This is a genomic window from Streptomyces sp. NPDC007157 (genome assembly GCF_040634235.1).
Taxonomy (GTDB): Bacteria; Actinomycetota; Actinomycetes; order Streptomycetales; family Streptomycetaceae; genus Streptomyces.
This window is the reverse complement of the sequence record NZ_JBEYFE010000006.1, coordinates 148,243-170,359: the sequence shown is the minus strand read 5'-3', so window position 1 is coordinate 170,359 and position 22,117 is coordinate 148,243. Positions and strand designations below refer to the sequence as shown.

Below are 22,117 nucleotides of genomic sequence, written 5' to 3'. Positions count from 1 at the left end.
ATGGACACCGAGACGTTACTGACCCGATTCGTCGGTGAACTGTCGGCGCTGGCCCCGGTCGCCGTCTGGGCGCACGGCTCGCTCGCCGCCGGTGACTACCAGGAGGGCCGCAGCGACCTGGACCTGATCGCGGTGCTGCCGGGGCCGGTGACCCCGGCCGTCGTATGGAAGGTCGGCGTGGCGCACGCCCGGCTGCGCGCGCTGCCGCTCGCCACCGTCCTGCACTGCACCTATCTGACCCCGTCGACCGCGGCCGATCCCGCCCGGCGCCATCTGACCTGGGCGTACGAGCAGCTCTTCAAACGGCCGGTCAGTCCGGTGACCCGGCGTGAGCTGCACGCCTTCGGGCGGGTGCTGCACGGGAGGGCGCCCGCCGGGCTGCTGCCGCCGGTGACGGACCGGGAACTCGGCGACTTCGTCGTCCGCGAACTGCGGGACTACTGGCGGCCCGCAGTCGGCAAGGCCCCGCTGTGGACGCGGGACGTTTGGGTCGACGTCGGGATGACCACGTTCGCCCGGGCCACGGTCACCGCGCGCGAAGGCCGCCTGATCTCCAAACGCGAGGCGCTGGAACTGCTGCCCGGCCTCGGGGCGCCCGTCGAGGTCGTCGAGGACATCCGCAGCCGCCGATACGACGACCCCGCCCCGCCCACCGAGGAGTGGACGGCGCGCCGGGCCCGGCTGACCCGGGACTACTTGGGCCCGGCGATCGAGGCGCTCACCGCGTCGTACGACTGAGCGGGCACGTCGGCCGTCACCTCGGCGCGTTCCCGCAGGGAGAGCAGGACACGCAACACGCCGATCCACACCAGGCAGGAGCCGAACATGTGGAGGCCCACCAGGACCGTGGGCAGGTGCGTGAAGTACTGGACGTATCCGATCACGCCCTGGCCGAGCAGGATCAGGAACAGGTCGCGGACGCGGTCGCGCGGGCCCTGGGGGGCGCTCACGCCCTTGAGGAAGAACCACAGCGCGAAGGTCAGGGACACCACGATCCAGGCGAACACCGCGTGCAGCTCGGCGACGCCCGACCAGCTGACGTCGATGCGTTCCACCTCGCCGGAGTCACCCGGGTGCGGACCCGCGCCGGTCACCACCGTGCCCGCGGCGATGAGCAGCAGCGACACCACCACCAGGGCCCACACCAGCTGCTGCACGGCCTTGCCGACCAGGAGCCGCGGCTCACCGTCGCCCTCGCGGGTGCGCTGCCACATCACGGCGGCGACCGTGATCAGGGCCGTCGCCAGCAGGAAGTGCGCGGCGACGGTGTACGGGTTGAGGCCGACCAGCACCACGACACCGCCGAGGATCGCGTTGCTCATCACGAGCCAGAACTGCGCCCAGCCCAGCCGGGTCAGGCTGCGCCGGTACGGCTTCTCGGAACGGGCGGCGATGATCGCCCAGCCGACCGCAGCGCACAGCACGTAGGTCAGCATGCGGTTCGTGAACTCGATGGCGCTGTGGTAGCTCAGCGCGGTCGTCGGGGTCAGCGAGCCGGCGGTGCACTCGGGCCAGGTCGGGCAGCCGAGGCCGGAGCCGGTGAGCCGGACCGCACCTCCGGTGACCACGATGACCACCGACATCACGAGTGCGGCGAGGGCCGCGCGCCGGACGGTCCGGGGATCCGGGGTCCAGCGGTCGGCGATGAAGGCGAGCGGGTTGCGCACGGCCGCTACGGCATCGGCGGGGGTCAGCTTTGGCACGCCCACCATCGTAGGGCGCCGCTTGTGCATGAATTCACGTGGGTACCCCGCCGGGCGCGACCGCCGGCTTCGACGCGCTGCCGAGCATCTCCTTGATCCGCCGGGCGCGGCCGCACAGCTGGGCCCGGCGGCCCGCACCCGTTGGGCCGCGCAGGACCGGACCGCGTCATTCGCACGTCATTCCCAGCGGAAGAACCGACCCGCCGCTCCGAGCCCCAGCACCGCCCACACCGCCAGGATCCCCAGGTCGCCCCACGGCATTCCGGCGCCGTCGCGCAGGACGTCGCGCAGGCCGTCCGACAGGGCGGAGATGGGGAGCAGCCCGAGCACGTCCTGGGCGCCGCCGAACCTGTCCAGCGGCACGATGACCCCGCCGCCCACGAGCAGCAGCAGGAACACCAGGTTGGCGGCGGCCAGGGTCGCCTCCGCCTTGAGGGTGCCCGCCATCAGCAGGCCGAGGCCGGAGAACGCGGCCGTGCCGAGGACCAGCAGGAGCAGGACGGCCAGGGGGTTGCCGTGCGGAGACCAGCCGAGGGCCAGGGCGATCGCCGTCAGGAGGATCACCTGGAGGATCTCGGTGACCAGGACCGAGGCCGTCTTCGCCGTCATCAGGCCCCAGCGGGGCAGCGGGGAGGAGGCGAGCCGCTTCAGGACGCCGTACCGGCGCTCGAAGCCGGTCGCGATCGCCTGGCCCGTGAAGGCCGTGGACATGACGGCGAGGGCGAGGATGCCCGGGGCCAGGAAGTCGACCGACCTTCCGGTGCCCGTGTCCACGACGTCCACCGAGCTGAACAGGACCAGCAGCAGCGTCGGGATCACGACCGTCAGCAGCAGCTGCTCACCGTTGCGCAGCAGCATCCTGGTCTCCAGGGCCGCCTGCGCCGCGATCATGCGGGGCAGCGGGGCGGCACCCGGCTTCGGGGTGTAGGTGCCCGTCGCGGTGGTCATGAGCGCAGCTCCTTGCCGGTCAGCTCCAGGAAGACGTCCTCCAGCGTGTGGCGTTCGACCGAGATGCGGTCGGGCATCACCCCGTGCTGGGCGCACCACGAGGTCACCGTCGCCAGCAGCTGTGGATTGACCTTGCCCATGACCCGGTAGGAACCCGGCGTCAGCTCGGCGGCCGCGGAGTCGGCCGGGAGCGCCTTGAGCAGCGAGCCGACGTCGAGGCCGGGGCGGCCGGTGAACCGCAGGGTGTTCTCGGCGCCGCCCTTGCACAGTTCCTCGGGGGAGCCCTGGGCGATCACCCGGCCGGCGTCGATGACGGCGACGTCGTCGGCGAGCTGCTCGGCCTCGTCCATGAAGTGGGTGGTGAGGATGACCGAAACGCCGTCGGTGCGCAGGTCCCGCACCAGGTCCCAGGTGGCTCGGCGGGCCTGCGGGTCGAGCCCGGCGGTCGGCTCGTCGAGGAAGACCAGTTCCGGACGGCCCACGACGGCCATGGCCAGCGCCAGCCGCTGCTGCTGGCCGCCGGAGAGCCGGCGGTAGGACGTTCGGCCGCAGCCGCCCAGGCCCAGCCGCTCGATCAGCGTGTCCACGTCCAGCGGTTGCGCGTGCAGCTTCGCCACGTGGCGCAGCATCTCGTCCGCGCGGGCACCCGAGTAGACCCCGCCGGACTGGAGCATCACGCCCACTCTGGGGCGCAGCTCGGCGGACTGACGCACGGGATCGAGGCCCAGGACGCGTACCGAGCCGGAGTCCGGCCTGCGGTAACCCTCGCAGATCTCGATCGTCGTCGTCTTGCCCGCTCCGTTGGGGCCGAGTACGGCGGTCACACCCGGGCGGGCCACCAGGTCGAGGCCGTCCACGGCGGATTTCGTGCCGTACCGCTTCACCAGGTCCCGCACCTGGACCACGGGCTCACTTCGCATGGAGACAGAGTCTAGGTACGGCTGCCGTCACCCGGACGGCCGGGTGCTAGATCTCCTCCTCACGGGGTCGATGTACGGCCAGCCATCGCTCGGCGTAGGCCACCGCCTCACGCACGGGAAAGAGCCGGGCCTCGGCCGCGCCGACCGGTCCGCGCACGACGACGGGCCGGTCGCGTTCGAAGTCGTAGCCCAGTTCGTCGAAGCGGTCGGAGGTGATCGACACCTCGGTCACCACCTCCCAGCCGCCGCCCGGGGCCGGCCGGCCGACCGGGACGCGGGGCGACGGTATGCGGTATTCGGCGAGGTGGAAGCCGGTGCAGGTGGCATAGCCGGTGCCGAGCATCAGCACGCGCGCGTCCAGCTTCTCCAGGCGGGCCAGCGGGCTCCGCTCGCCGAGCCGGCAGTCGAGGGCGTGGCCGTCGACGATCTCGGCCGCCCGGGGGCCGACGGCCGCGAAGGAGGTCTGCGGATGCGCGCTGCGCAGGGCGCCCGGCCAGGTCCGCACGGTCTCCGGGAGTACGCCGACGCCGCGCGCGGGGGTGATCCGGGGGTCGTACGGCGGCATGGTCGCCCGGATGTCCGCCCACCACTCCTCCGGTACCGGAGGATCGCGCCACACCGCCGGGTCCGAGAGGTCGCCGGTCTGGGTGGGGACCACCAGGGTGCCGTCCGGACCAAGCGCGTCGAGAAGACTTTCCACGACCGCCACGGCTCCGCCGTTGACCCAGCCGAGGGAACTGAGCGAGGTGTGCGCGAGGAGGGTTTCACCGCTCTTGACACCGAGCAGCCGAAGCTGCTTCGCGAGGGTGTCCCGAGTGACAAGAGGGCCGGTCGGAGGGGGTGTGGGCATGGTTGTGGAGTGTTCCGGACGGGGCCGCCGACCGCCACCGGATTGCGTGCGGGATGATCGATCAAAGATCGTTTGCGCAGGTCAGATTAGGTATGCCTAAGTGACGCAGGGCACCGTTCGCCGGGGTGGACGCCGCTTGCCTGGCTCTGAGGAATTACGCAACAATGGCGTTGTGAAAAACGTCGGCGAGGCTCGGGAGACCCCCACGGGGACCCCGCAGGAGGAACTCGCGACCGGTGAGCGTTCGACGCGCAACCGGGTCGCGCGGTCGATCCTGGACCACGGCCCGTCGACCGTCACCGAGCTGGCCGGCCGCCTGGGTCTGACCCCCGCGGCCGTACGCCGGCACCTGGACGCCCTGGTCGCCGACGACGTCGTGGAGCCGCGCGAGCAGCGGGTGTACGGCGCGCGGACGCGCGGCCGTCCCGCCAAGGTCTTCGCCCTCACCGACTGCGGCCGCGACGCCTTCGACCAGTCCTACGACACGCTGGCCGCCGACGCGCTGCGCTGGATCGCCGAGCAGGGGGGCGGCCAGGATGCGGTCGCCGCCTTCGCGCGGGCCCGGATCGCCGCACAGGCGAGCGCCTACCGCAAGGCGATCGAGGCCGTGAGCCCCGACGACCGCACGGAAGCGCTGGCCAAGGCCCTGAGCCGGGACGGGTACGCTGCAACGGCGCGCACCGCACCGGTCGGCGAACAGCTGTGCCAGCACCACTGCCCGGTCGCCCATGTCGCGGAGCAGTTCCCGCAGCTGTGCGAGGCGGAGACGGAGATCTTCGCCGAGCTGCTCGGAACGCACGTCCAGCGACTGGCGACCATCGCGCACGGCGACGGCGTCTGCACGACGTTCATCCCCAAGATTTCCACTGACGCATCTGCTAGCACGGCCGGGAGGAACCCCGCATGACTCTCCCCACGGAGACTGCCCACCCCGAACTTGAGGGTCTGGGCAAGTACGAATACGGCTGGGCCGACTCCGACACGGCCGGCGCCTCCGCCAAGCGCGGCATCAACGAGGACGTCGTCCGGGACATCTCCGAGAAGAAGTCCGAACCCGAGTGGATGACCAAGCTCCGTCTCAAGGGCCTGCGCCTCTTCGAGAAGAAGCCGATGCCGAACTGGGGTTCCGACCTGTCGGGGATCGACTTCGACAACATCAAGTACTTCGTGCGCTCCACGGAGAAGCAGGCGGAGTCCTGGGAGGACCTGCCCGAGGACATCAAGAACACCTACGACAAGCTGGGCATCCCGGAGGCGGAGAAGCAGCGCCTGGTCGCCGGTGTCGCCGCCCAGTACGAGTCGGAGGTCGTCTACCACCAGATCCGCGAGGACCTGGAGGAGCAGGGCGTCATCTTCCTCGACACCGACACCGCGCTGAAGGAGCACCCGGAGCTCTTCAAGGAGTACTTCGGGACCGTCATCCCGGTCGGTGACAACAAGTTCGCGTCGCTGAACACGGCCGTTTGGTCGGGCGGCTCCTTCATCTACGTGCCGAAGGGCGTGCACGTCGAGATCCCGCTCCAGGCCTACTTCCGGATCAACACCGAGAACATGGGCCAGTTCGAGCGGACCCTGATCATCGTCGACGAGGGTGCCTACGTGCACTACGTCGAGGGCTGTACCGCCCCGATCTACAAGTCGGACTCGCTGCACTCCGCGGTCGTCGAGATCATCGTCAAGAAGAACGCCCGCTGCCGCTACACGACCATCCAGAACTGGTCGAACAACGTCTACAACCTGGTCACCAAGCGCGCCGTCGCCTACGAGGGCGCGACCATGGAGTGGATCGACGGCAACATCGGCTCCAAGGTGACGATGAAGTACCCGGCCGTCTACCTGATGGGCGAGCACGCCAAGGGCGAGACCCTCTCCATCGCCTTCGCGGGCGAGGGCCAGCACCAGGACGCCGGCTCCAAGATGGTCCACATGGCGCCGAACACGTCGTCCAACATCGTCTCCAAGTCCGTGGCGCGCGGCGGCGGCCGTACCTCCTACCGCGGCCTGGTCGAGATCGGCGAGGGCGCCCACGGCTCCAAGTCGAACGTGCTGTGCGACGCGCTGCTCGTCGACACCATCTCCCGCTCCGACACGTACCCGTACGTCGACGTCCGCGAGGACGACGTGTCCATGGGCCACGAGGCGACCGTCTCCAAGGTCTCCGAGGACCAGCTCTTCTACCTGATGAGCCGCGGTCTGACCGAGTTCGAGGCGATGGCCATGATCGTGCGCGGCTTCGTCGAGCCGATCGCCAAGGAACTGCCGATGGAGTACGCCCTCGAACTCAACCGGCTGATCGAGCTCCAGATGGAAGGCGCGGTCGGCTAAGCGACCGCCGTCACCGTCAAGCCACTCACGTAAGAAAGCGAGCAGACCGACAGCCATGGCTGAGGCTCAGAACATCCCCGTGGGGTCGACCACCGCGGGCCAGATCGCGGTGGCCGCCGAGTCGACCGTCGCCACGCGCATGAGCGCGCCCCCGTCCTTCGACGTCGCGGACTTCCCGGTCCCGCACGGCCGCGAGGAGGAGTGGCGGTTCACCCCGCTGGAGCGCCTGCGCGGGCTGCACGACGGCACGGCGGTCGCCACCGGCGACGGCCTGAAGGTCGCGGTGGAGGCCCCCGAGGGCGTCACCGTCGAGCTGGTCGGCCGCGACGACCCCCGGCTCGGCCGGGCCGGTACCCCGGTGGACCGGGTCGCCGCCCAGGCGTACTCCGCCTTCGAGCAGGCCGGCGTGGTCACCGTCCCCAAGGACACGGTGCTCACCGAGCCGATCCGGATCGCCGTGCACGGCCAGGGCGGGGTCTCCTACGGCCACCAGGTCATCGAGCTGGGCGCCTTCGCCGAGGCCGTCGTCGTCATCGACCACACCGGCGACGTGGTCACCGCCGCCAACGTCGAGTACGTCCTGGGCGACGGCGCCAAGCTCACCGTCGTCTCCGTCCAGGACTGGGACGACAAGGCTGTGCACGTGGCCCAGCACAACGCCCTGATCGGCCGGGACGCCTCCTTCAAGTCGGTCGTCGTCACCTTCGGCGGCGACGTCGTACGCCTGCACCCGCGTGTCTCCTACGCCGGCACCGGCGGCGAGGCCGAGCTGTACGGCCTGTACTTCACGGACGCCGGGCAGCACCAGGAGCACCGGCTGCTCGTCGACCACAACACCCCGCACTGCAAGTCGAACGTGGCCTACAAGGGCGCGCTCCAGGGCGAGCAGGCGCACGCGGTCTGGATCGGCGACGTCCTCATCGAGGCCAAGGCCGAGGGCACCGACACCTACGAGATGAACCGCAACCTGGTCCTGACGGACGGCGCGCGGGTCGACTCGGTGCCGAACCTGGAGATCGAGACCGGCGAGATCGTCGGCGCCGGCCACGCCTCCGCCACCGGCCGCTTCGACGACGAGCAGCTCTTCTACCTGATGGCCCGCGGCATCCCGCAGTACGAGGCCCGCCGACTGGTGGTCCGCGGCTTCTTCGCCGAGCTGGTCCAGCAGATCGGCGTCGCCGACATCGAGGAGCGGCTGCTCGCCAAGATCGAGGAGGAGCTGGAGGCCTCGGTCGCATGACCACCTTCGTACGCGCTTGCGGCCTGAGCGAGCTGGAGGACGACACCCCGAAGCGGGTGGAGCTCGACGGCACGCCGGTCTCGGTCGTCCGCACCGAGGGAGAGGTGTTCGCGATCTACGACATCTGCTCCCACGCCAACGTCTCGCTCTCCGAGGGCGAGGTGGAGGACTGCCAGATCGAGTGCTGGCTGCACGGCTCCAGCTTCGACCTGCGCACCGGCAAGCCGTCCGGCCTTCCGGCCACCCGCCCCGTTCCCGTTTACCCCGTAAAGATCGAAGGGGACGACGTGCTCGTCTCCCTCACCCAGGAGTCCTGAGGCACCCATGGCAACGCTTGAAATCCGAGACCTGCACGTCACCGTCGAGGCCGACAACGCCACGAAGGAGATCCTCAAGGGCGTCGACCTCACCGTGAAGCAGGGCGAGACGCACGCCATCATGGGCCCCAACGGCTCCGGCAAGTCGACCCTCGCCTACTCGCTCGCGGGTCACCCCAAGTACACGATCACCGGCGGCACCGTCACCCTCGACGGCGAGGACGTCCTGGAGATGTCCGTCGACGAGCGCGCCCGCGCCGGCCTGTTCCTGGCGATGCAGTACCCGGTCGAGGTGCCCGGCGTCTCGGTCTCCAACTTCCTGCGCACCTCCGCCACCGCCGTCCGCGGCGAGGCCCCCAAGCTGCGCACCTGGGTGAAGGAGGTCAAGGAGACCATGGAGCGCCTCTCCATGGACCCCTCCTTCGCCGAGCGCAACGTCAACGAGGGCTTCTCCGGCGGTGAGAAGAAGCGCCACGAGATCCTCCAGCTGGAACTGCTCAAGCCGAAGATCGCGATCCTCGACGAGACCGACTCCGGCCTGGACGTCGACGCCCTGCGCGTCGTCTCCGAGGGCGTGAACCGCGTCCGCGAGACCGGCGAGGTGGGCACCCTGCTCATCACGCACTACACGCGCATTCTGCGCTACATCAAGCCCGACTTCGTCCACGTCTTCTCCGCCGGACGCATCGTCGAGTCCGGCGGTGCCGAGCTCGCCGACAAGCTGGAGAACGAGGGCTACGAGGCTTACACGAAGGGTGGCGCCGTGAGCGGAGCGAACTCAAGGGGGGCCGTCGCGTGACGCAGCTGCCGGGCCTCCTCGACACCGAGGCGATCCGTAAGGACTTCCCGATCCTGGACCGACTGGTCCACGACGACCGGAAGCTCGTGTACCTGGACAACGCGGCGACCTCGCAGAAGCCGCGCCAGGTGCTGGACGCACTCAGTGAGTACTACGAGCGCTACAACGCCAACGTCCACCGCGGTGTGCATGTGCTCGCCGAGGAGGCCACGGCGCTGTACGAGGGCGCGCGCGACAAGGTCGCCGAGTTCATCAACGCGCCCAGCCGCGACGAGGTGATCTTCACCAAGAACGCCTCCGAGTCGCTGAACCTCGTGGCGAACATGCTCGGCTGGGCCGACGAGCCCTACCGGGTGGACCACGAGACCGAGATCGTCATCACGGAGATGGAGCACCACTCCAACATCGTGCCGTGGCAGCTGCTGGCGCAGCGCACGGGCGCGAAGCTGAAGTGGTTCGGCCTCACCGACGACGGCCGCCTCGACCTGTCCAACATCAACGAGATCATCACCGAGAAGACGAAGATCGTCTCCTTCGTGCTGGTGTCGAACATCCTGGGCACGGTCAACCCGGTCGAGGCGATAGTCCGCCGCGCCCAGGAGGTCGGCGCGCTGGTCTGCATCGACGCCTCCCAGGCGGCTCCCCACATGCCGCTGGACGTCCAGGCCCTCCAGGCCGACTTCGTGGCCTTCACCGGCCACAAGATGTGCGGCCCGACGGGCATCGGCGTCCTCTGGGGCCGCCAGGAGCTGCTGGAGGACCTGCCTCCGTTCCTCGGCGGCGGTGAGATGATCGAGACCGTGTCGATGCACTCGTCGACCTACGCTCCCGCTCCGCACAAGTTCGAGGCGGGCACGCCCCCGATCGCCCAGGCGGTCGGTCTCGGCGCGGCGATCGACTACCTGAACGCCATCGGCATGGACAAGATCCTCGCCCATGAGCACGCGCTGACCGAGTACGCGGTACGGCGGCTCACCGAGGTCCCCGACCTGAAGATCATCGGCCCCACCACGGCCGAGGACCGGGGCGCGGCGATCTCCTTCACCCTCGGGGACATCCACCCGCACGACGTGGGCCAGGTCCTCGACGAGCAGGGCATCGCGGTCCGGGTCGGCCACCACTGCGCCCGTCCGGTCTGCCTGCGGTACGGAATTCCTGCGACCACGCGAGCGTCGTTCTATCTGTACTCCACGCCGGCCGAGATCGACGCACTGGTCGAGGGGCTGGAGCACGTACGGAACTTCTTCGGCTGAAGGGCGTGAACTGAGACCGTGAAGCTGGACTCGATGTACCAGGAAGTCATCCTGGACCACTACAAGCACCCGCACGGGCGTGGTCTCAGGGATGGCGACGCCGAGGTGCACCATGTGAACCCGACGTGCGGCGACGAGATCACCCTCCGAGTGAAGTACGACGGCACGACGATCGAGGACGTCTCGTACGAGGGCCAGGGCTGCTCGATCAGCCAGGCGAGCGCCTCCGTACTGAACGACCTCCTGGTCGGCAAGGAGCTGGGCGACGCGCGGCAGATCCAGGAGACCTTCCTGGAGCTGATGCAGTCCAAGGGCAGGCTCGAACCCGACGACGCGATGGAGGAGGTGCTGGAGGACGCGGTCGCGTTCGCCGGTGTCTCCAAGTACCCGGCCCGGGTCAAGTGCGCTCTCCTGAGCTGGATGGCGTGGAAGGACGCGACGGCTCAGGCGCTGGGTGGCGCGGCCGACGCCGAAAGGAAGACGGCATGAGCGAGACCGTTGAGATGAAGCCGGCCTCGGAGGAAGAACTCCGCGAGGCGCTGTACGACGTCGTCGACCCCGAACTGGGCATCGACGTCGTCAACCTCGGCCTGATCTACGGCATCCACATCGACGACGCGAACATCGCGACGATCGACATGACCCTGACCTCGGCGGCCTGCCCGCTGACGGACGTCATCGAGGACCAGGCCAAGTCCGCCACGGACGGCCTCGTCAACGAACTGCGCATCAACTGGGTCTGGATGCCCCCGTGGGGCCCCGACAAGATCACCGACGACGGCCGCGAGCAGCTCAGGGCGCTCGGGTTCAACGTCTGACACCCGCGTAGCGGAAAGCGGCGGCACCGGGCAGGTGCCGCCGCTTTCGCGTGTTCAGGCCAGGGGATCCACCAGGCGGAACGTCGCGTCCGCGCGGTAGAGGTCGCTGTTCTGGTAGGAGACCAGTTTCAGCTGGAAGTTCTGGTGGCGCAGGAAACGGCCTGGGTAGTTCACCGACTCCAGCATGACCGCGCCGGAGTAGGCCGAGGCCCGGGCGCAGAAGGTGGCGTCCTGGTGGAAGAGGGACGAGCCGTCGCCGCGGTCGGCGCGCAGCACGAAGTCGCGGTGACGCAGGTACTTCCCGTCGGACGTCCTGAACGAGTAACAGGAGCTGTTCGCGAGGCCCTTGACGACGGTGAACGTGGAGTCCGCACGGGACTGCGAGCCGCGGACCGGGCCGAGCTTCACATAGCCGTCGCTCACCTGCCAGTAGCGGTCCGGGTAGTTGACCGAGCGGACCGACCTGTGGGTGCGGGACTGTGGCGTGGAGCCGCCCGAACCACTCGATCCGCCCGAACTTCCCTTGGACGGCGTGGACTTGGAGGGCTTCGCGCCGGACGGCGAGGTCTTCGGAGTGGTGCCGGGCGCCGCGGTCGACGCCGTGGCGGAGGGGGACGAGGTCGGAGAAGTCGTCAGCATGCCCGACTTGTCCTTCGCGGGGGTGGCCGGTCCCGTCGCCGTCGGTGAGGCGAAGGAGAGCAGGCCGGGGCCGCGGTCGAGGGCCGCGTCGGTCGGCGGGGGAGGCGGTGTCGACGCCTGGTCAGGAGCGTTGCTGCTGACGGCTATCGCGGTGACGCAGGCGACGACCGTGGCGATCGCCAGCGTGCCGGCCAGCCAGAGTCTTCGCGTTCCGGGGGCCCGGGAGGTGTCGGGGGCCCAGCCGTTCTCCCAGGAGGGATGCGGCGGGGGTTGGGGGGTGGTTTCTGGCATGCGCTCTTCCTCCAGCGGCGCCAAGGCAGCGGCGGCCGGGGGTGTGAGGGTGGGGTGGGTGAAGTGTGAAGCACTGGTGGATCACGGAGATGCACACAGTAGTGGAGCCGCGTGGCCGTGGGGGGTCGTTTCAGCTAGCGGTTTCTATGAGAGTTAAACATCTTCGGGTGACGCAAGGGGAGTTGAAGCGCGGATCCCGGCGCCCTCCCGCGGGGTGCGCTGCGGCGCGATCGTTGTGTACGGGCGTACACAACGGTGCGTACACTCGTACACATGGGATACCTGACGCTCGCCGGCGCCATAGCCGCCGAGGTCGCCGCGACGACGGCGATGAAGTACAGCGAGGGCTTCAGCAGGCTCTGGCCCTCGCTGGTGACGGCACTGGGATACGTGGTGTCGTTCCTGCTCCTGGCCGCGACGCTGAAGACCGTGTCGATCGGCACGGCGTACGCGATCTGGTCCGGAGTCGGCACCGCGGCCATCGCCGTGCTCGGCCTGCTGCTGTTCGGGGAGGGGCTGAGCCCGGTCAAGGTCGCCGGGATCGTGCTCATCATCGGCGGAGTGGTGGTCCTGAACCTGGGAGGCGCGCACTGATGCCACGCCGTTACGACCCCGAACGCCGGCAGCGGATCATCGAGGCGGCGATCCGCGTGGTGGGGGAGAAGGGGCTCGCCGGGCTCTCCCACCGCTCGGTCGCCGCCGCGGCGGACGTACCGCTCGGCTCGACGACGTACCACTTCAAGACCCTCGACGAGCTGATGGTCGCCGCGCTGCGGCAGGCCAACGAGGGCTTCGCCAAGGTGGTCGCCGCGTACGGCGGCCTGGACGACCCCTCGGCGGACCTCGCCACCGCCCTCGCCCGGATTCTCGGCGACTGGCTGAACGGGGACCGTACCGCCGTGGAGTTGGAGTACGAGCTCTACCTCGCCGCCCTGCGTCGCCCGGCTCTGCGCCCCGTCGCCGCCGAGTGGGCCGACGACCTCGCCGAACGGCTGGCACGGCGCACCGACCCGGTCACGGCGCGGGCACTGGTCGCCCTGATGGACGGGATCTGCCTCCAGGTACTGCTGACGGGGACGCCGTACGACGAGGGCTACGCGCGAAAGGCGCTGGGGCGCGTGATTCCCTGAGCGGAACGCGTCTGCCGCTCCCTTTCCCGGCGAGCCGGCCGAGGCACCGTGAACCCTCCGGCGGGCATCGGGGAACAGGGGGTGACACACACGCACCGACGAACCAGGGGGAGCCCTCGTGAACGGACCGCCGCCGGCCACGGCACAGGCGGAGGACGACGCGGAGACCGTCGCCCAGTCACTGGAACAACCGGAGCTCTTCGCCCGGCTCTACGATCGCTACGCGCCCGACATCCACCGGTACGCGGCGCGCAGGCTCGGCGACGCAGCGGCCGACGACATCACCGCGGACACCTTCCTCGTTGCCTTCCGGATCCGCTCCCGCTACGACCTCGCACGCCCCAGCGCGCGCCCGTGGCTGTACGGCATCGCGGGCAACCTGATCGGCAAGCAACGCCGGGCCGAGGTACGGGCACTCAAGGCGCTGGCCCGCACCGGGCACGACCCGGTCGCCGCGTCCTGGAGCGAGACCTGGGTCGAACACACCGACATCCGGATCGACGCGCAGGGCCCGCTCGCCGGCGCCCTCGCCGCACTGACGGCGGGCGACCGGCACGTCCTGCTGCTCGTCGCCTGGGCCGACCTCACCTACCAGGAAGTCGCCGAGGCGCTGGACATCCCGGTCGGCACGGTCCGCTCCCGGCTCAACCGGGCCCGGCGCAAGGTACGTACGGCGCTGGGCGCCGATCCGGCATTCGTGGGCGACACCGCGGAGGTGGTCTAGCGATGGACGAGATGACCGAGGTGCGCGCGCTGCGCGCCGACGCGCCGGTGCCCGACCGGGCACGGCTGGCAGCGGGGCGCGCCCTGCTGACCGACGCGGTACGGGCCGGGGAGCGGCGCCGGGCCGGGTGGCGGCGGGAGTTCGTGATCGTCGCGGTCGTGGCCGCGGTGACCGCCGTCGCCGTCACCGCCGCCCTGCTGGTGGGCGGGGGCGGCACGGGACGCAGGGTGCAGCCCGCGACGCCGGACATCGACCTGAAGGGGCTGAGCGCGCGCGACTTCCTGGAGCGGGCGGCCGACGCGCTGGACAGGGAGCCGGCGGGAACCGAACCCACCGGGAAGCAGTGGATCTACACGCACGTGGTGTCGACCCCCGGCGATGAGACGAGCGAGCGCTGGGCCCGCTACGACGGCGAACTGCGGGCCCGTTACGAGACGGCCGACGGTCGCAGGCTCACCGTCGAACCGGCACGTCCGGGGGGCGAGAAGCTGGACGTCTACGACTCGCCGCGTGCCGTGTACCGTTTCGTGGCCACGCTGCCGGCCGACGGCGAGGGGACGTTGCGGGCACTCCGTGCCTGGAACGCCCTCAGCGACGACGGGCTGAAGGGGCCTGGAGGCCAGGCGTGGGACGACTACATGGAGATCAGCACCCTCCTCCGGTACCGCTTCATGCCGCCCGCGGGGCAGGCCTCGCTGTACCGCGCCCTCGCGCTGCTGGTCAAAGGGGACGTCGCCAACCACCTGGTCGGCACGGTCACCGGCCGCAAGGCCGTCGCCGTGGCCAACTACTTCGTCGTGGAAGATCCGCAACTGCCCCCGTACAGGACCGGGCGCCTGCCCAGCATGGTGCAACAGGTACTGATCGACCCCCGGACCTACCACGTCGTGGGCTGGCGTCAGTTTATGGCCGGCAAGGTCGTCGACAGCGAGGAATTGATCACGATGGCGGTGGTGGACAAGGCCGGCGAGCGTCCCTGACGCCACCGCCGGATCCGGGACGGCCCGCACCGCAGGGGAGTTGCGGGCCGCCCGGACGATCTTCACGGCCCGGCTGCCGAGACGTCCCGCACGCTGGTTCGCCTCCCCGGCCCCCGGCCGGTTAGGTTGCCCTCATGACCGACACGACTGCTCTTCGTCCCACCGGCGCCGTGGCCGCCGGCCTCGCCACCATCGCCGCCGACGGCACCGTTCTCGACACCTGGTTCCCGGCCCCCGTGCTGGTCGCCGAGCCCGGCCCGGCCGGCACCGAGACGCTCTCCGCCGAGCAGGCCGTGGAACTCCTCGGTGAGGGCGCGGCCAAGGCGATCGGCCCGGACCCCCGCCGCAACGTCGAGGTCGTCGCGGTCCGCACGGTCATCGCCTCGATCGACGAGAAGCCGATCGACGCGCACGACGTCTACCTCCGCCTGCACCTGCTCTCGCACCGTCTGGTCAAGCCGCACGGCCTGAGCCTGGACGGCCAGTTCGGCTTCCTCGCCAACGTCGCCTGGACCTCCCTCGGCCCGGTCGCCGTCGACGACATCGAGCAGGTCCGGCTGAACGCCCGCGCCGAGGGCCTGCACCTCCAGGTGACCTCGATCGACAAGTTCCCCCGGATGACCGACTACGTCGTCCCGAAGGGCGTCCGTATCGCCGACGCCGACCGGGTCCGCCTCGGCGCGCACCTCTCCGAGGGCACCACCGTCATGCACGAGGGTTTCGTCAACTTCAACGCCGGCACGCTCGGCACCTCGATGGTCGAGGGCCGTATCTCGGCCGGTGTGGTGGTCGGCAACGGCTCGGACATCGGCGGCGGCGCCTCCACCATGGGCACGCTGTCCGGCGGCGGCAACGTGATCATCGCCATCGGCGAGCGCTGCCTGGTCGGCGCCGAGGCGGGCGTCGGCATCGCGCTCGGCGACGAGTGCGTGGTCGAGGCCGGCCTCTACGTCACCGCGGGCACCCGGGTCACCATGCCGGACGGCCAGATCGTCAAGGCCCGCGAGCTGAACGGTGCCTCGAACATCCTCTTCCGCCGCAACTCGGTCACGGGCGCCGTCGAGGCCCGCCCGAACAACGCGGTCTGGGGCGGCCTGAACGAGATCCTGCACAGCCACAACTGACCATCGACGGCCGTGCCCTGCGGCCGCCTGCGCGATCAGCGCCCGACCTGCTGTCGAGCTGTCGGCGGTTTGTCGACGCCGGTCATCACTGAGCGCCCTTCCACGGCCCGAGGACGGCCCGGGGGAGGGCGCTCACGGGCTTTCCCGGCCGGTCGATCCGCACGATGGCGGCGGGGCGCCACAGGCGGAGACCGACGGTCGGCGTGGAACCCCGTGGGAACCCGGTTTCGAGGAGGCCATGCGGTCGCCCGGGGCCTCGATGTGGTCCAGAAAATCGAACACGTGCTTGAATCTGGTCATGCGACTGTTTTCCGCCGACCTTGCCCAGGCACAGCAGGAGTGGAGTGCCACCGACCAACAGCTGCGTGACCTGGAGCGGTCAGACCGGAACGTGAATGAGCGGCATCAGCGATGACGACCTGGAACGCGAATCCGCATGACCCGGACGACCCTGAAGACATGCCCGGACCGATACGTGTGATCGTGCATCCACCGTCGCCCACGGGAGGCCGCCGCGTGCGCGTGGACGGTGAGATCCTCGGGCTGGCCCACCACGCAGTCGACGTCGCGGAGTTCCTCCGCCGGGCCGGGCTGGACATCGACCCGGCGGAGGTGGCCGAGTCACCGTGGATCGACTGGCGCGGAGTGGGGCCCGAGCGCTGGGGGCCGGAGACGATCAGTTGATCGGCGTGCTGCTTCTGTCGACGGGTGATGCCCGCAACGCGGAATGTCGCGGCCGGGCGGCCCCCAACTCGTGACCCGGCAGAACCGCAGACGCGCGGTCGCCCGGACTCCCGCCCCATGGCGCGGGAGGGCGCTCAGCCGTCCTGGGGCAGGGATCCCCGGAACTCCGTCAGCGCGGCGAAGTCGCCCTCCCGCAGGCCGATCCGGGGATCGACGTGGTGCAGCAGGGCCGGGCCGGGGTGGTGGGCGCGGACGTACAGCGTGTCCGCCGGGCTCTGCTCGTCGTCCACCCAGGCGAACGGCCGCCCCCCGGCGTACGAGACGATCGCCTCCGTCTTCCAGTGCACGCCGTCGGGCCGCTCCGCCAGCAGCCCCCTGCCGAAGTCGACGTACGGCAGCTCGGGCAGACCCACGACCGGGGCGATCCAGCGGTTCGCCTCGGCCATCCAGGTGGTCGCCCAGCACAGCTCGTAGCCGATGGCGAGCAGCGCCGGGCCGTGCTCCGGGTTCAGCCAGACCCGCAGCGGGCGTCCCGGGCGGACGGTCGCCCGGATCGTCGTATAGCCCTCGGGGCGCCGCTCGCGCTGGGCCGCATACGGGTTGAGGGGGCCGTCGACGTCCAGGAACAACAGGGGGCGGCTCATGGGGACAACGTAGGGCAGCGGGCGGGTGCGACACCGGTGCATTTATTCCGCGCCGACAGGCATAGTGGGGCCGCTCCATAGGCGTCACCACGATTACAGGGGCCGGACACAAGGTGGGCCCGGGGGAAGAGAAGGTGACGATGGATGCGGAACTGCAGGAGAGCTTCCGGGAGTTCGTGGACGGTCGGTCCACCGCGCTGCTGAGAACGGCCGTGCTGCTGACCGGCGGTGACCGGCACGCGGCCGAGGACCTGCTGCAGAACGCCCTGATCAAGGCGGCGGGTCGCTGGCAGCGCATCGACGAGCCCGAGGCCTATGTACGGCAGATCCTCTACCGGCAGCAGATAAGCCGCTGGCGGCTCAAGTGGCGGCGGCGCGAGTTCAGCGTCGCCGAACCCCCGGAGAGCCCGCCGGCCCCCGACACCGCATCCGCCGCCGAGCTCCGCCTCGTCCTGCGCACAGCCCTGTCCCGGCTCACCGCCCGCCAGCGCACCGTGCTGGTGCTGCGCTACTTCGAGGACCTGCCGGAGGCCGACGTGGCCCGGCTGCTCGGCTGCTCGGTCGGCACCGTGCGGTCCGCCACCCACCGCTCCCTGGCCCGGCTGCGCGTCCTCGCACCCGAACTGGCCGCCCTCGCCCCGGACGCCGGCCACACGCAGCCGCCGTCCCGTGACTACTCGCCCATGGAGGTGCGGCCGTGAACGTCGAGGAACTCGTCCGGGAGACCCTGCGCGAACAGGCCGCCGAACAGCCGTCGGCGGGATCGGGCTTCGCCGACCGGGTGCTGGCCATCCGTCGGCGCCGACGCGCCCGCCGGTTCGCCTCCATGGCCGCCGCGACGGCCGCCGTGGTCGCCGTCGCGGTGGCGGTACCGCTGCTGGACTCCGGGAAAAGCGATGTGCGTCCGTCCGGGGTCGTGCAGCGGAACGGGATCACCGGCCACCCGGACCAGTCGCCACCGCGCGAGCTCATCGCGGCCGGTCAGACGGCGCTCGCCGCGTACTACACCTGGCGGACCGTGCCGCTGACGGACGACAAGGGCATCGGCGTACGCACGTACCGGCTGCTCGACCCGGGGACCGGCACCTATGTGAAGGACTCCCGGTGGGCCTTCGTCGCCGTCGCGCCGGGCCTGCGGACGGCCGCCGTGCTGGAGCAGACCCTGCCCGTCCGCCGGATCGGCCTGCTCGACCTCGCGACGAGGAAGGTCGAGCGGTGGATCCCGGTCGAGCACGGGGTCGGCGGACTCGCCTTCTCGTACGACGGGACCAGGCTGCTGGCGACGACGTACGACGACAACCCCGATGTGCGCGCCAAGGCCCAGAACGTCGACGGCGGCTGGGACTGGGAACCCGCGTCCGCCACGTCCAGCCGGACCGGCTTCTACGACCTCGACGTGGCCTCCGGCAAGGGCTCCTGGACCGGGGTCGTATCCGACCGCAACGACCTCGCGCGCGGGGACTTCTCCTTCAGCCGCACCGGCGACCAGGTGTACGCACAGGTCATCGGCGACCGGGACGGCAAGCAGCAGTTCTACGACCTCGACGGCGCCAAGATCACCGCCCCGGCGGACGAGAAGTACCTGCGCGCGGACGTCGACGCACGGCTGTCCCCGAACGGCCGGCTCGCCGCGCTCGGTCTGACCAGGGAGGTCGCCCCCGGGAAGTCGTACTCCTCGATCCGCGACCCCCGCACCGGCAAGGAGATCACGAAGGTCCGCGGCGGCGACCTGCTCGCCTGGGTCGACGACCGGCGGCTCATCGCCTGGGAGCGGGCCAGCGGCCTGGACGAGCTGTACCGGGCCCGGCTCGCGCTGGTGACGATCGGCAGCGACAAGATCGTGCCGCTGAGCGGTGTCCAGAAGGAGATGTACGACGAGCTGAAGGCGTGGCAGCCCGTCTTCGCCCGCCGCTGATCAGTCGGCCACAAGTTCCTCGTACACCGCCCGCAGTCCGTCGGCCGTCTCCCGGCCGGCGGACCGCAGCGGGGCCCGTACCGGGCCCGCCGGCCGGCCGAGCGCGGTGAGCAGCGCCTTCGACGTGACCGTGCCCGGCAGACCCGCGGCCGTCATCGCCTCGATCAACGGCGTGGCCCGCAGCTGCAGTTCGGCGGCACGGGCGGTGTCACCGGCGTCGAACGCGTCGAGGATCGCGGCGACCCGGCCCGGCACCACGTTCGCGACCGTGCTGACACAGCCCGCCGCGCCCACCGCGTACAGGGCGAGGATGTGCTCGTCGCTGCCCGCGTAGTACGCCAGTTCCGTGCGCGCCAGCACCTTCTGGGTGCCGAGGAAGTCGTACGAACAGTCCTTCACGGCCACGATCGCGGGGTGCGCGGCGAGCCGGATCAGCGTCTCCGGCTCGATACGGGTGCCGGTGCGGCCCGGGATGTCGTACAGCATCACCGGCAGCCCGGTCGCCTCCGCCACCTCCAGGAAGTGCGCCTCCAGCGCGTCCTGCGGCGGCCGGCTGTAGTACGGCGACACCACCAGCACGCCGTCCGCGCCCGCCTTCTCGGCCGCGCGTGCGAGCTCCACGGTGTGCAGGGTGTCCGCGGTGCCCACGCCCGCCACGAGCGGCACCCGCTCGCCCACCGCCTCCCGGACGGCCGAGATCAACTCGGCCTTCTCGGCGTCCGTGGTGGTCGGCGACTCGCCGGTGGTGCCGTTCAGCACCAGGCCGTCACAGCCGTCCGCCACCAGCCGCGCGGCCAGCCGCCGGGCGCCGTCGAGGTCGAGCGCCCCCGCCTCGGTGAACGGTGTGACCATCGCACAGAGGGTGCGGCCGAAGGGGCGGGGCGAGCGGGCGGTGTCGGGTGGGTTCGTCATGAGGGTAGTCTCGGCAGCGCGACAGCTTAGCTCCACTTAATTCTTCTATGGGATACGTCTTAGGAACGCTGAATCGTCGCGGCGCGCTGCCGTTATGGAGCGCCGGCCGACGCGTCCTGCGTCTACGGCCGGCGGCACCACTCGCCCGCGCGGCGGGTGCGACTGCGGCTTCCACTGCGTGCACGAACGCGAGGCCGCCGAGGCCCTGTTGTGCACCGCCGAGCACCGGGCGGCCGTGCTGCTGGAGGTCTCCGTCCTCGGCGCCGTACGCGCGCGTACGTCCGTCTCGCTCGCCGGGTTCGCCCGGCCGGCCGGAGCGGGGCCGCGGGTGGTGGCCGGGGGTGCGGGGGCGGTCTCCGGGGAGCCCGTGCCGGTGCCGGGCGAGGGCTTCGGGGTGCCCGAACCGGTCGCGGAGGCGGCCCTGTTGCAGGCCCGCCTCGACTGGTTCCAGAGCCGGCTCGCGCGGCTCGGTGAGCGGGGGAGCGGGGCTGACGGACGGGTCGCCCCGCCTGACCGTCGGCGACCTGGGTACTCGGAAGGTCCGCAGGCACACGCGGACGCCGACGAGACCAGGAGGGGCAGTACCGATGACGAAGAGGACCGCACACGGAACGGGGGCCCGAATCATCGACTCCGCGGGCTCCTTGGCGGCGAAGGCCGACCTCAAGGGGCGTACCCAGGCCCGCGCCGCCGATCTCAAGGACAAGGCCGGCGCCTTGACCGTCCAGCTGCGCGAGGGTGCCGCCCGGGCCGGCCACCAGGCCCAGGACCGGGCGACGAAGGGCGGCCACACGACCCAGGAGCAGATGGCCAGGGCGCGGCACACGCTGCGGGAGCGGGCGCTCAGGACCGGGCACGCCGTCCAGGAGCGGGCGGGACGGGCGGGCCATCTGGCGTCCGACAAGGCCGTCGAGGCGGGACACGCCGCCGAGGGGCGCGTCCCGCAGTCCGCGCGCAGGGCCGTCCGGGGCGCCCTGCGGCACGCCCGCCCGGTGCTGGTCGCGGGCGCCGCACTCGCCGTCGCCGGTGCGGTCGCCGTGGGCGCCCTGCGCCGGGGCCGGCGCCACTGAGATCCGCCCGGGGTCCTTCTCTCCGCCCTCTCCACCCTCTCACCGAAAATCTGATCCGTCTGGACAGGAAAAGTTTTCGGTGAGAGGGTGGAGCCATGCTGGACGTGACCGTGATCGAGGACCCCGAGGCCGCGGCGGTGTCGCTGGACCCCATACGGGCCCGGCTGCTCGCCGAACTGGCCGCCGCACCCGCGTCGGCCGCGATGCTGGCCGGCCGGGTCGGGCTGCCCAGACAGAAGGTGAACTACCACCTCAAGGCGCTGGAGCGGCACGGCCTCGTCGAGCTGGCCGCCGAGCGGCGCAAGGGCAATGTCAACGAGCGGCTGATGCGCGCGACCGCCGCGTCGTACGTCATCTCGCCGGCCGCCCTGCCCGCCGTACAGCCGGACCCGGACCGCTTCCGCGACCAGCTCTCGGCGCGCTGGCTGCTCGCGGTCGGCGCCCGCCTGGTGCGCGACGTCGGCACGCTGATCAGCGGTGCCGCCAAGGCCCGCAGACAGCTGGCGACCTACGCGCTGGACGGCGAGGTGCGCTTCGCCTCCGCCGCCGACCGCGCGGCGTTCGTGCAGGAGCTGACGGCGGGCGTGAGCGCGCTCATCCGCAAGTACGACGCGCCCGATACGGAGGACGGCCGGGACCACCGGATCGTCGTCGCCCTCCACCCCACGGTCAAGGCCGACCCCCGCCCGACGGCGGACACCGGCCCGACGGCCGAGACTCACCCGACGGCCGAGACACACCCCGCGGCCGAGATCCTCCCGGCGGCCGAGGGCCGGCCCGGGGTCTCGGAGCGGACCACCCCCGAAACGGATCAGTAGGCAGCAGGAGCCC

26 protein-coding genes and 1 pseudogene are annotated in these 22,117 nt (G+C 70.9%); 20 read left to right on the top strand and 7 right to left on the bottom strand.

The window, feature by feature from the left end; all coding sequences use genetic code 11:
• On the top strand, nucleotides 1-738 hold the full coding sequence (locus ABZ642_RS13245) for a nucleotidyltransferase domain-containing protein (protein WP_360481808.1): 738 nt from the start codon (nucleotides 1-3) through the stop codon (nucleotides 736-738).
• Here the strand turns inward: ABZ642_RS13245 and ABZ642_RS13240 are convergent.
• From ABZ642_RS13240 to ABZ642_RS13225, 4 genes are all read right to left on the bottom strand, one after another.
• On the bottom strand, nucleotides 693-1,712 hold the full coding sequence (locus tag ABZ642_RS13240) for a COX15/CtaA family protein (protein ID WP_360481805.1): 1,020 nt from the start codon (nucleotides 1,710-1,712) through the stop codon (nucleotides 693-695). The genes ABZ642_RS13245 and ABZ642_RS13240 overlap by 46 nt on opposite strands.
• A gap of 168 nt (nucleotides 1,713-1,880) precedes the next feature.
• On the bottom strand, nucleotides 1,881-2,651 hold the full coding sequence (locus ABZ642_RS13235) for an ABC transporter permease (RefSeq protein WP_360481802.1): 771 nt from the start codon (nucleotides 2,649-2,651) through the stop codon (nucleotides 1,881-1,883).
• A complete protein-coding gene (locus ABZ642_RS13230) occupies nucleotides 2,648-3,571 on the bottom strand; it encodes an ABC transporter ATP-binding protein (RefSeq protein WP_360481799.1) in 924 nt (307 codons plus the stop codon). Before ABZ642_RS13230 ends, ABZ642_RS13235 begins: the two co-directional genes overlap by 4 nt.
• 46 nt (nucleotides 3,572-3,617) lie before the next feature.
• Nucleotides 3,618-4,421, bottom strand: a complete 804-nt coding sequence (locus tag ABZ642_RS13225; protein WP_360481796.1) for an AAC(3) family N-acetyltransferase — start codon at nucleotides 4,419-4,421, stop codon at nucleotides 3,618-3,620.
• Between the two features lie 172 nt (nucleotides 4,422-4,593).
• Between ABZ642_RS13225 and ABZ642_RS13220 the strand changes: the two genes are divergently transcribed.
• Genes ABZ642_RS13220 through ABZ642_RS13185 form a run of 8 tightly spaced genes read left to right on the top strand, consistent with a single transcriptional unit; the run spans nucleotide 4,594 to nucleotide 11,173 of the window.
• Complete coding sequence (locus ABZ642_RS13220; RefSeq protein WP_360481793.1) at nucleotides 4,594-5,328, top strand: metalloregulator ArsR/SmtB family transcription factor; 735 nt, start codon at nucleotides 4,594-4,596, stop codon at nucleotides 5,326-5,328.
• Nucleotides 5,325-6,746, top strand: coding sequence for a Fe-S cluster assembly protein SufB (sufB, locus tag ABZ642_RS13215; RefSeq protein ID WP_351694876.1), 1,422 nt, complete (start codon nucleotides 5,325-5,327; stop codon nucleotides 6,744-6,746). The genes ABZ642_RS13220 and sufB overlap by 4 nt, the downstream gene beginning before the upstream one ends.
• 55 nt (nucleotides 6,747-6,801) lie before the next feature.
• Complete coding sequence (gene sufD, locus ABZ642_RS13210; protein WP_360481790.1) at nucleotides 6,802-7,986, top strand: Fe-S cluster assembly protein SufD; 1,185 nt, start codon at nucleotides 6,802-6,804, stop codon at nucleotides 7,984-7,986.
• Nucleotides 7,983-8,303, top strand: coding sequence for a non-heme iron oxygenase ferredoxin subunit (locus tag ABZ642_RS13205; RefSeq protein ID WP_360481787.1), 321 nt, complete (start codon nucleotides 7,983-7,985; stop codon nucleotides 8,301-8,303). Before sufD ends, ABZ642_RS13205 begins: the two co-directional genes overlap by 4 nt.
• A gap of 7 nt (nucleotides 8,304-8,310) precedes the next feature.
• Nucleotides 8,311-9,102, top strand: a complete 792-nt coding sequence (sufC, locus tag ABZ642_RS13200) for a Fe-S cluster assembly ATPase SufC (protein ID WP_360481784.1) — start codon at nucleotides 8,311-8,313, stop codon at nucleotides 9,100-9,102.
• Nucleotides 9,099-10,355, top strand: a complete 1,257-nt coding sequence (locus ABZ642_RS13195) for a cysteine desulfurase (RefSeq protein ID WP_360481781.1) — start codon at nucleotides 9,099-9,101, stop codon at nucleotides 10,353-10,355. Before sufC ends, ABZ642_RS13195 begins: the two co-directional genes overlap by 4 nt.
• Nucleotides 10,356-10,373: 18 nt before the next feature.
• Nucleotides 10,374-10,844 (top strand): Fe-S cluster assembly sulfur transfer protein SufU, encoded by a 471-nt coding sequence (sufU, locus tag ABZ642_RS13190; RefSeq protein ID WP_360481778.1) that lies wholly within the window; start codon nucleotides 10,374-10,376, stop codon nucleotides 10,842-10,844.
• The gene (locus ABZ642_RS13185; RefSeq protein ID WP_037743875.1) at nucleotides 10,841-11,173 is read left to right on the top strand and encodes a metal-sulfur cluster assembly factor; all 333 of its coding nucleotides are present in this window, start codon (nucleotides 10,841-10,843) and stop codon (nucleotides 11,171-11,173) included. The genes sufU and ABZ642_RS13185 overlap by 4 nt, the downstream gene beginning before the upstream one ends.
• 54 nt (nucleotides 11,174-11,227) lie before the next feature.
• Here the strand turns inward: ABZ642_RS13185 and ABZ642_RS13180 are convergent, their stop codons facing one another.
• Nucleotides 11,228-12,103: an AbfB domain-containing protein gene (locus ABZ642_RS13180; RefSeq protein ID WP_360481775.1), complete on the bottom strand. Its 876-nt coding sequence runs from the start codon at nucleotides 12,101-12,103 to the stop codon at nucleotides 11,228-11,230.
• Between the two features lie 273 nt (nucleotides 12,104-12,376).
• Here ABZ642_RS13180 and ABZ642_RS13175 point away from each other — a divergent pair, with 273 nt between their 5' ends.
• The 6 genes from ABZ642_RS13175 (at nucleotide 12,377) to ABZ642_RS13150 (ending at nucleotide 16,745) form a co-directional block, all read left to right on the top strand.
• Nucleotides 12,377-12,697: a multidrug efflux SMR transporter gene (locus ABZ642_RS13175; RefSeq protein ID WP_360481772.1), complete on the top strand. Its 321-nt coding sequence runs from the start codon at nucleotides 12,377-12,379 to the stop codon at nucleotides 12,695-12,697.
• Entirely contained in the window at nucleotides 12,697-13,233 is a 537-nt protein-coding gene (locus ABZ642_RS13170) for a TetR family transcriptional regulator (RefSeq protein ID WP_360481769.1), read from the top strand. The genes ABZ642_RS13175 and ABZ642_RS13170 overlap by 1 nt, the downstream gene beginning before the upstream one ends.
• Before the next feature lie 118 nt (nucleotides 13,234-13,351).
• Nucleotides 13,352-13,957 (top strand): sigma-70 family RNA polymerase sigma factor, encoded by a 606-nt coding sequence (locus tag ABZ642_RS13165; RefSeq protein WP_360481766.1) that lies wholly within the window; start codon nucleotides 13,352-13,354, stop codon nucleotides 13,955-13,957.
• 2 nt (nucleotides 13,958-13,959) lie between these two features.
• Entirely contained in the window at nucleotides 13,960-14,937 is a 978-nt protein-coding gene (locus tag ABZ642_RS13160; protein WP_360481763.1) for a CU044_5270 family protein, read from the top strand.
• Between the two features lie 134 nt (nucleotides 14,938-15,071).
• Nucleotides 15,072-16,061 (top strand): 2,3,4,5-tetrahydropyridine-2,6-dicarboxylate N-succinyltransferase, encoded by a 990-nt coding sequence (dapD, locus tag ABZ642_RS13155; protein ID WP_360481760.1) that lies wholly within the window; start codon nucleotides 15,072-15,074, stop codon nucleotides 16,059-16,061.
• 459 nt (nucleotides 16,062-16,520) lie between these two features.
• Nucleotides 16,521-16,745 carry a hypothetical protein gene (locus tag ABZ642_RS13150; protein ID WP_360481757.1) on the top strand — a complete coding sequence of 75 codons (225 nt, stop codon included), beginning with the start codon at nucleotides 16,521-16,523 and terminating at the stop codon, nucleotides 16,743-16,745.
• A gap of 134 nt (nucleotides 16,746-16,879) precedes the next feature.
• On the opposite strand, the gene ABZ642_RS13145 is transcribed toward ABZ642_RS13150, so the two are convergent.
• Complete coding sequence (locus ABZ642_RS13145) at nucleotides 16,880-17,389, bottom strand: hypothetical protein (RefSeq protein ID WP_360481754.1); 510 nt, start codon at nucleotides 17,387-17,389, stop codon at nucleotides 16,880-16,882.
• 140 nt (nucleotides 17,390-17,529) lie between these two features.
• On the opposite strand from ABZ642_RS13145, the gene ABZ642_RS13140 reads away from it, so the two are divergent.
• On the top strand, nucleotides 17,530-18,090 hold the full coding sequence (locus tag ABZ642_RS13140; RefSeq protein ID WP_360481751.1) for a SigE family RNA polymerase sigma factor: 561 nt from the start codon (nucleotides 17,530-17,532) through the stop codon (nucleotides 18,088-18,090).
• Nucleotides 18,087-19,304, top strand: coding sequence for a WD40 repeat domain-containing protein (locus ABZ642_RS13135; protein ID WP_360481748.1), 1,218 nt, complete (start codon nucleotides 18,087-18,089; stop codon nucleotides 19,302-19,304). Before ABZ642_RS13140 ends, ABZ642_RS13135 begins: the two co-directional genes overlap by 4 nt.
• Here ABZ642_RS13135 and dapA read toward each other — a convergent pair whose 3' ends face one another.
• Entirely contained in the window at nucleotides 19,305-20,216 is a 912-nt protein-coding gene (gene dapA / locus ABZ642_RS13130) for a 4-hydroxy-tetrahydrodipicolinate synthase (RefSeq protein ID WP_360481745.1), read from the bottom strand. It abuts the gene before it with no gap.
• Between the two features lie 93 nt (nucleotides 20,217-20,309).
• Between dapA and ABZ642_RS13125 the strand changes: the two are divergent.
• The 3 genes and pseudogenes from ABZ642_RS13125 to ABZ642_RS13115 form a co-directional block, all read left to right on the top strand.
• A pseudogene (locus tag ABZ642_RS13125) lies at nucleotides 20,310-20,700 on the top strand (hypothetical protein); the annotation flags it as partial.
• Nucleotides 20,701-20,803: 103 nt separating this feature from the next.
• The gene (locus tag ABZ642_RS13120; protein ID WP_360481742.1) at nucleotides 20,804-21,286 is read left to right on the top strand and encodes a circumsporozoite protein; all 483 of its coding nucleotides are present in this window, start codon (nucleotides 20,804-20,806) and stop codon (nucleotides 21,284-21,286) included.
• A gap of 95 nt (nucleotides 21,287-21,381) precedes the next feature.
• Nucleotides 21,382-22,104 (top strand): helix-turn-helix domain-containing protein, encoded by a 723-nt coding sequence (locus tag ABZ642_RS13115; protein WP_360481739.1) that lies wholly within the window; start codon nucleotides 21,382-21,384, stop codon nucleotides 22,102-22,104.
• Nucleotides 22,105-22,117 lie beyond the last annotated feature (13 nt).

Excerpts from the sequence above, each read along its gene's own strand:
- ABZ642_RS13245 (WP_360481808.1), top strand. The coding sequence starts at position 1 with ATGGACACCGAGACGTTACTGACCCGATTCGTCGGTGAACTGTCGGCG.
- ABZ642_RS13240 (WP_360481805.1), bottom strand. The coding sequence starts at position 1,712 with ATGGTGGGCGTGCCAAAGCTGACCCCCGCCGATGCCGTAGCGGCCGTG.
- ABZ642_RS13235 (WP_360481802.1), bottom strand. The coding sequence starts at position 2,651 with ATGACCACCGCGACGGGCACCTACACCCCGAAGCCGGGTGCCGCCCCG.
- ABZ642_RS13230 (WP_360481799.1), bottom strand. The coding sequence starts at position 3,571 with ATGCGAAGTGAGCCCGTGGTCCAGGTGCGGGACCTGGTGAAGCGGTAC.
- ABZ642_RS13225 (WP_360481796.1), bottom strand. The coding sequence starts at position 4,421 with ATGCCCACACCCCCTCCGACCGGCCCTCTTGTCACTCGGGACACCCTC.
- sufB (WP_351694876.1), top strand. The coding sequence starts at position 5,325 with ATGACTCTCCCCACGGAGACTGCCCACCCCGAACTTGAGGGTCTGGGC.
- sufD (WP_360481790.1), top strand. The coding sequence starts at position 6,802 with ATGGCTGAGGCTCAGAACATCCCCGTGGGGTCGACCACCGCGGGCCAG.
- ABZ642_RS13205 (WP_360481787.1), top strand. The coding sequence starts at position 7,983 with ATGACCACCTTCGTACGCGCTTGCGGCCTGAGCGAGCTGGAGGACGAC.
- sufC (WP_360481784.1), top strand. The coding sequence starts at position 8,311 with ATGGCAACGCTTGAAATCCGAGACCTGCACGTCACCGTCGAGGCCGAC.
- ABZ642_RS13185 (WP_037743875.1), top strand. The coding sequence starts at position 10,841 with ATGAGCGAGACCGTTGAGATGAAGCCGGCCTCGGAGGAAGAACTCCGC.
- ABZ642_RS13180 (WP_360481775.1), bottom strand. The coding sequence starts at position 12,103 with ATGCCAGAAACCACCCCCCAACCCCCGCCGCATCCCTCCTGGGAGAAC.
- ABZ642_RS13175 (WP_360481772.1), top strand. The coding sequence starts at position 12,377 with ATGGGATACCTGACGCTCGCCGGCGCCATAGCCGCCGAGGTCGCCGCG.
- ABZ642_RS13170 (WP_360481769.1), top strand. The coding sequence starts at position 12,697 with ATGCCACGCCGTTACGACCCCGAACGCCGGCAGCGGATCATCGAGGCG.
- ABZ642_RS13160 (WP_360481763.1), top strand. The coding sequence starts at position 13,960 with ATGGACGAGATGACCGAGGTGCGCGCGCTGCGCGCCGACGCGCCGGTG.
- dapD (WP_360481760.1), top strand. The coding sequence starts at position 15,072 with ATGACCGACACGACTGCTCTTCGTCCCACCGGCGCCGTGGCCGCCGGC.
- ABZ642_RS13150 (WP_360481757.1), top strand. The coding sequence starts at position 16,521 with ATGCCCGGACCGATACGTGTGATCGTGCATCCACCGTCGCCCACGGGA.
- ABZ642_RS13145 (WP_360481754.1), bottom strand. The coding sequence starts at position 17,389 with ATGAGCCGCCCCCTGTTGTTCCTGGACGTCGACGGCCCCCTCAACCCG.
- ABZ642_RS13140 (WP_360481751.1), top strand. The coding sequence starts at position 17,530 with ATGGATGCGGAACTGCAGGAGAGCTTCCGGGAGTTCGTGGACGGTCGG.
- dapA (WP_360481745.1), bottom strand. The coding sequence starts at position 20,216 with ATGACGAACCCACCCGACACCGCCCGCTCGCCCCGCCCCTTCGGCCGC.
- ABZ642_RS13120 (WP_360481742.1), top strand. The coding sequence starts at position 20,804 with ATGACGAAGAGGACCGCACACGGAACGGGGGCCCGAATCATCGACTCC.
- ABZ642_RS13115 (WP_360481739.1), top strand. The coding sequence starts at position 21,382 with ATGCTGGACGTGACCGTGATCGAGGACCCCGAGGCCGCGGCGGTGTCG.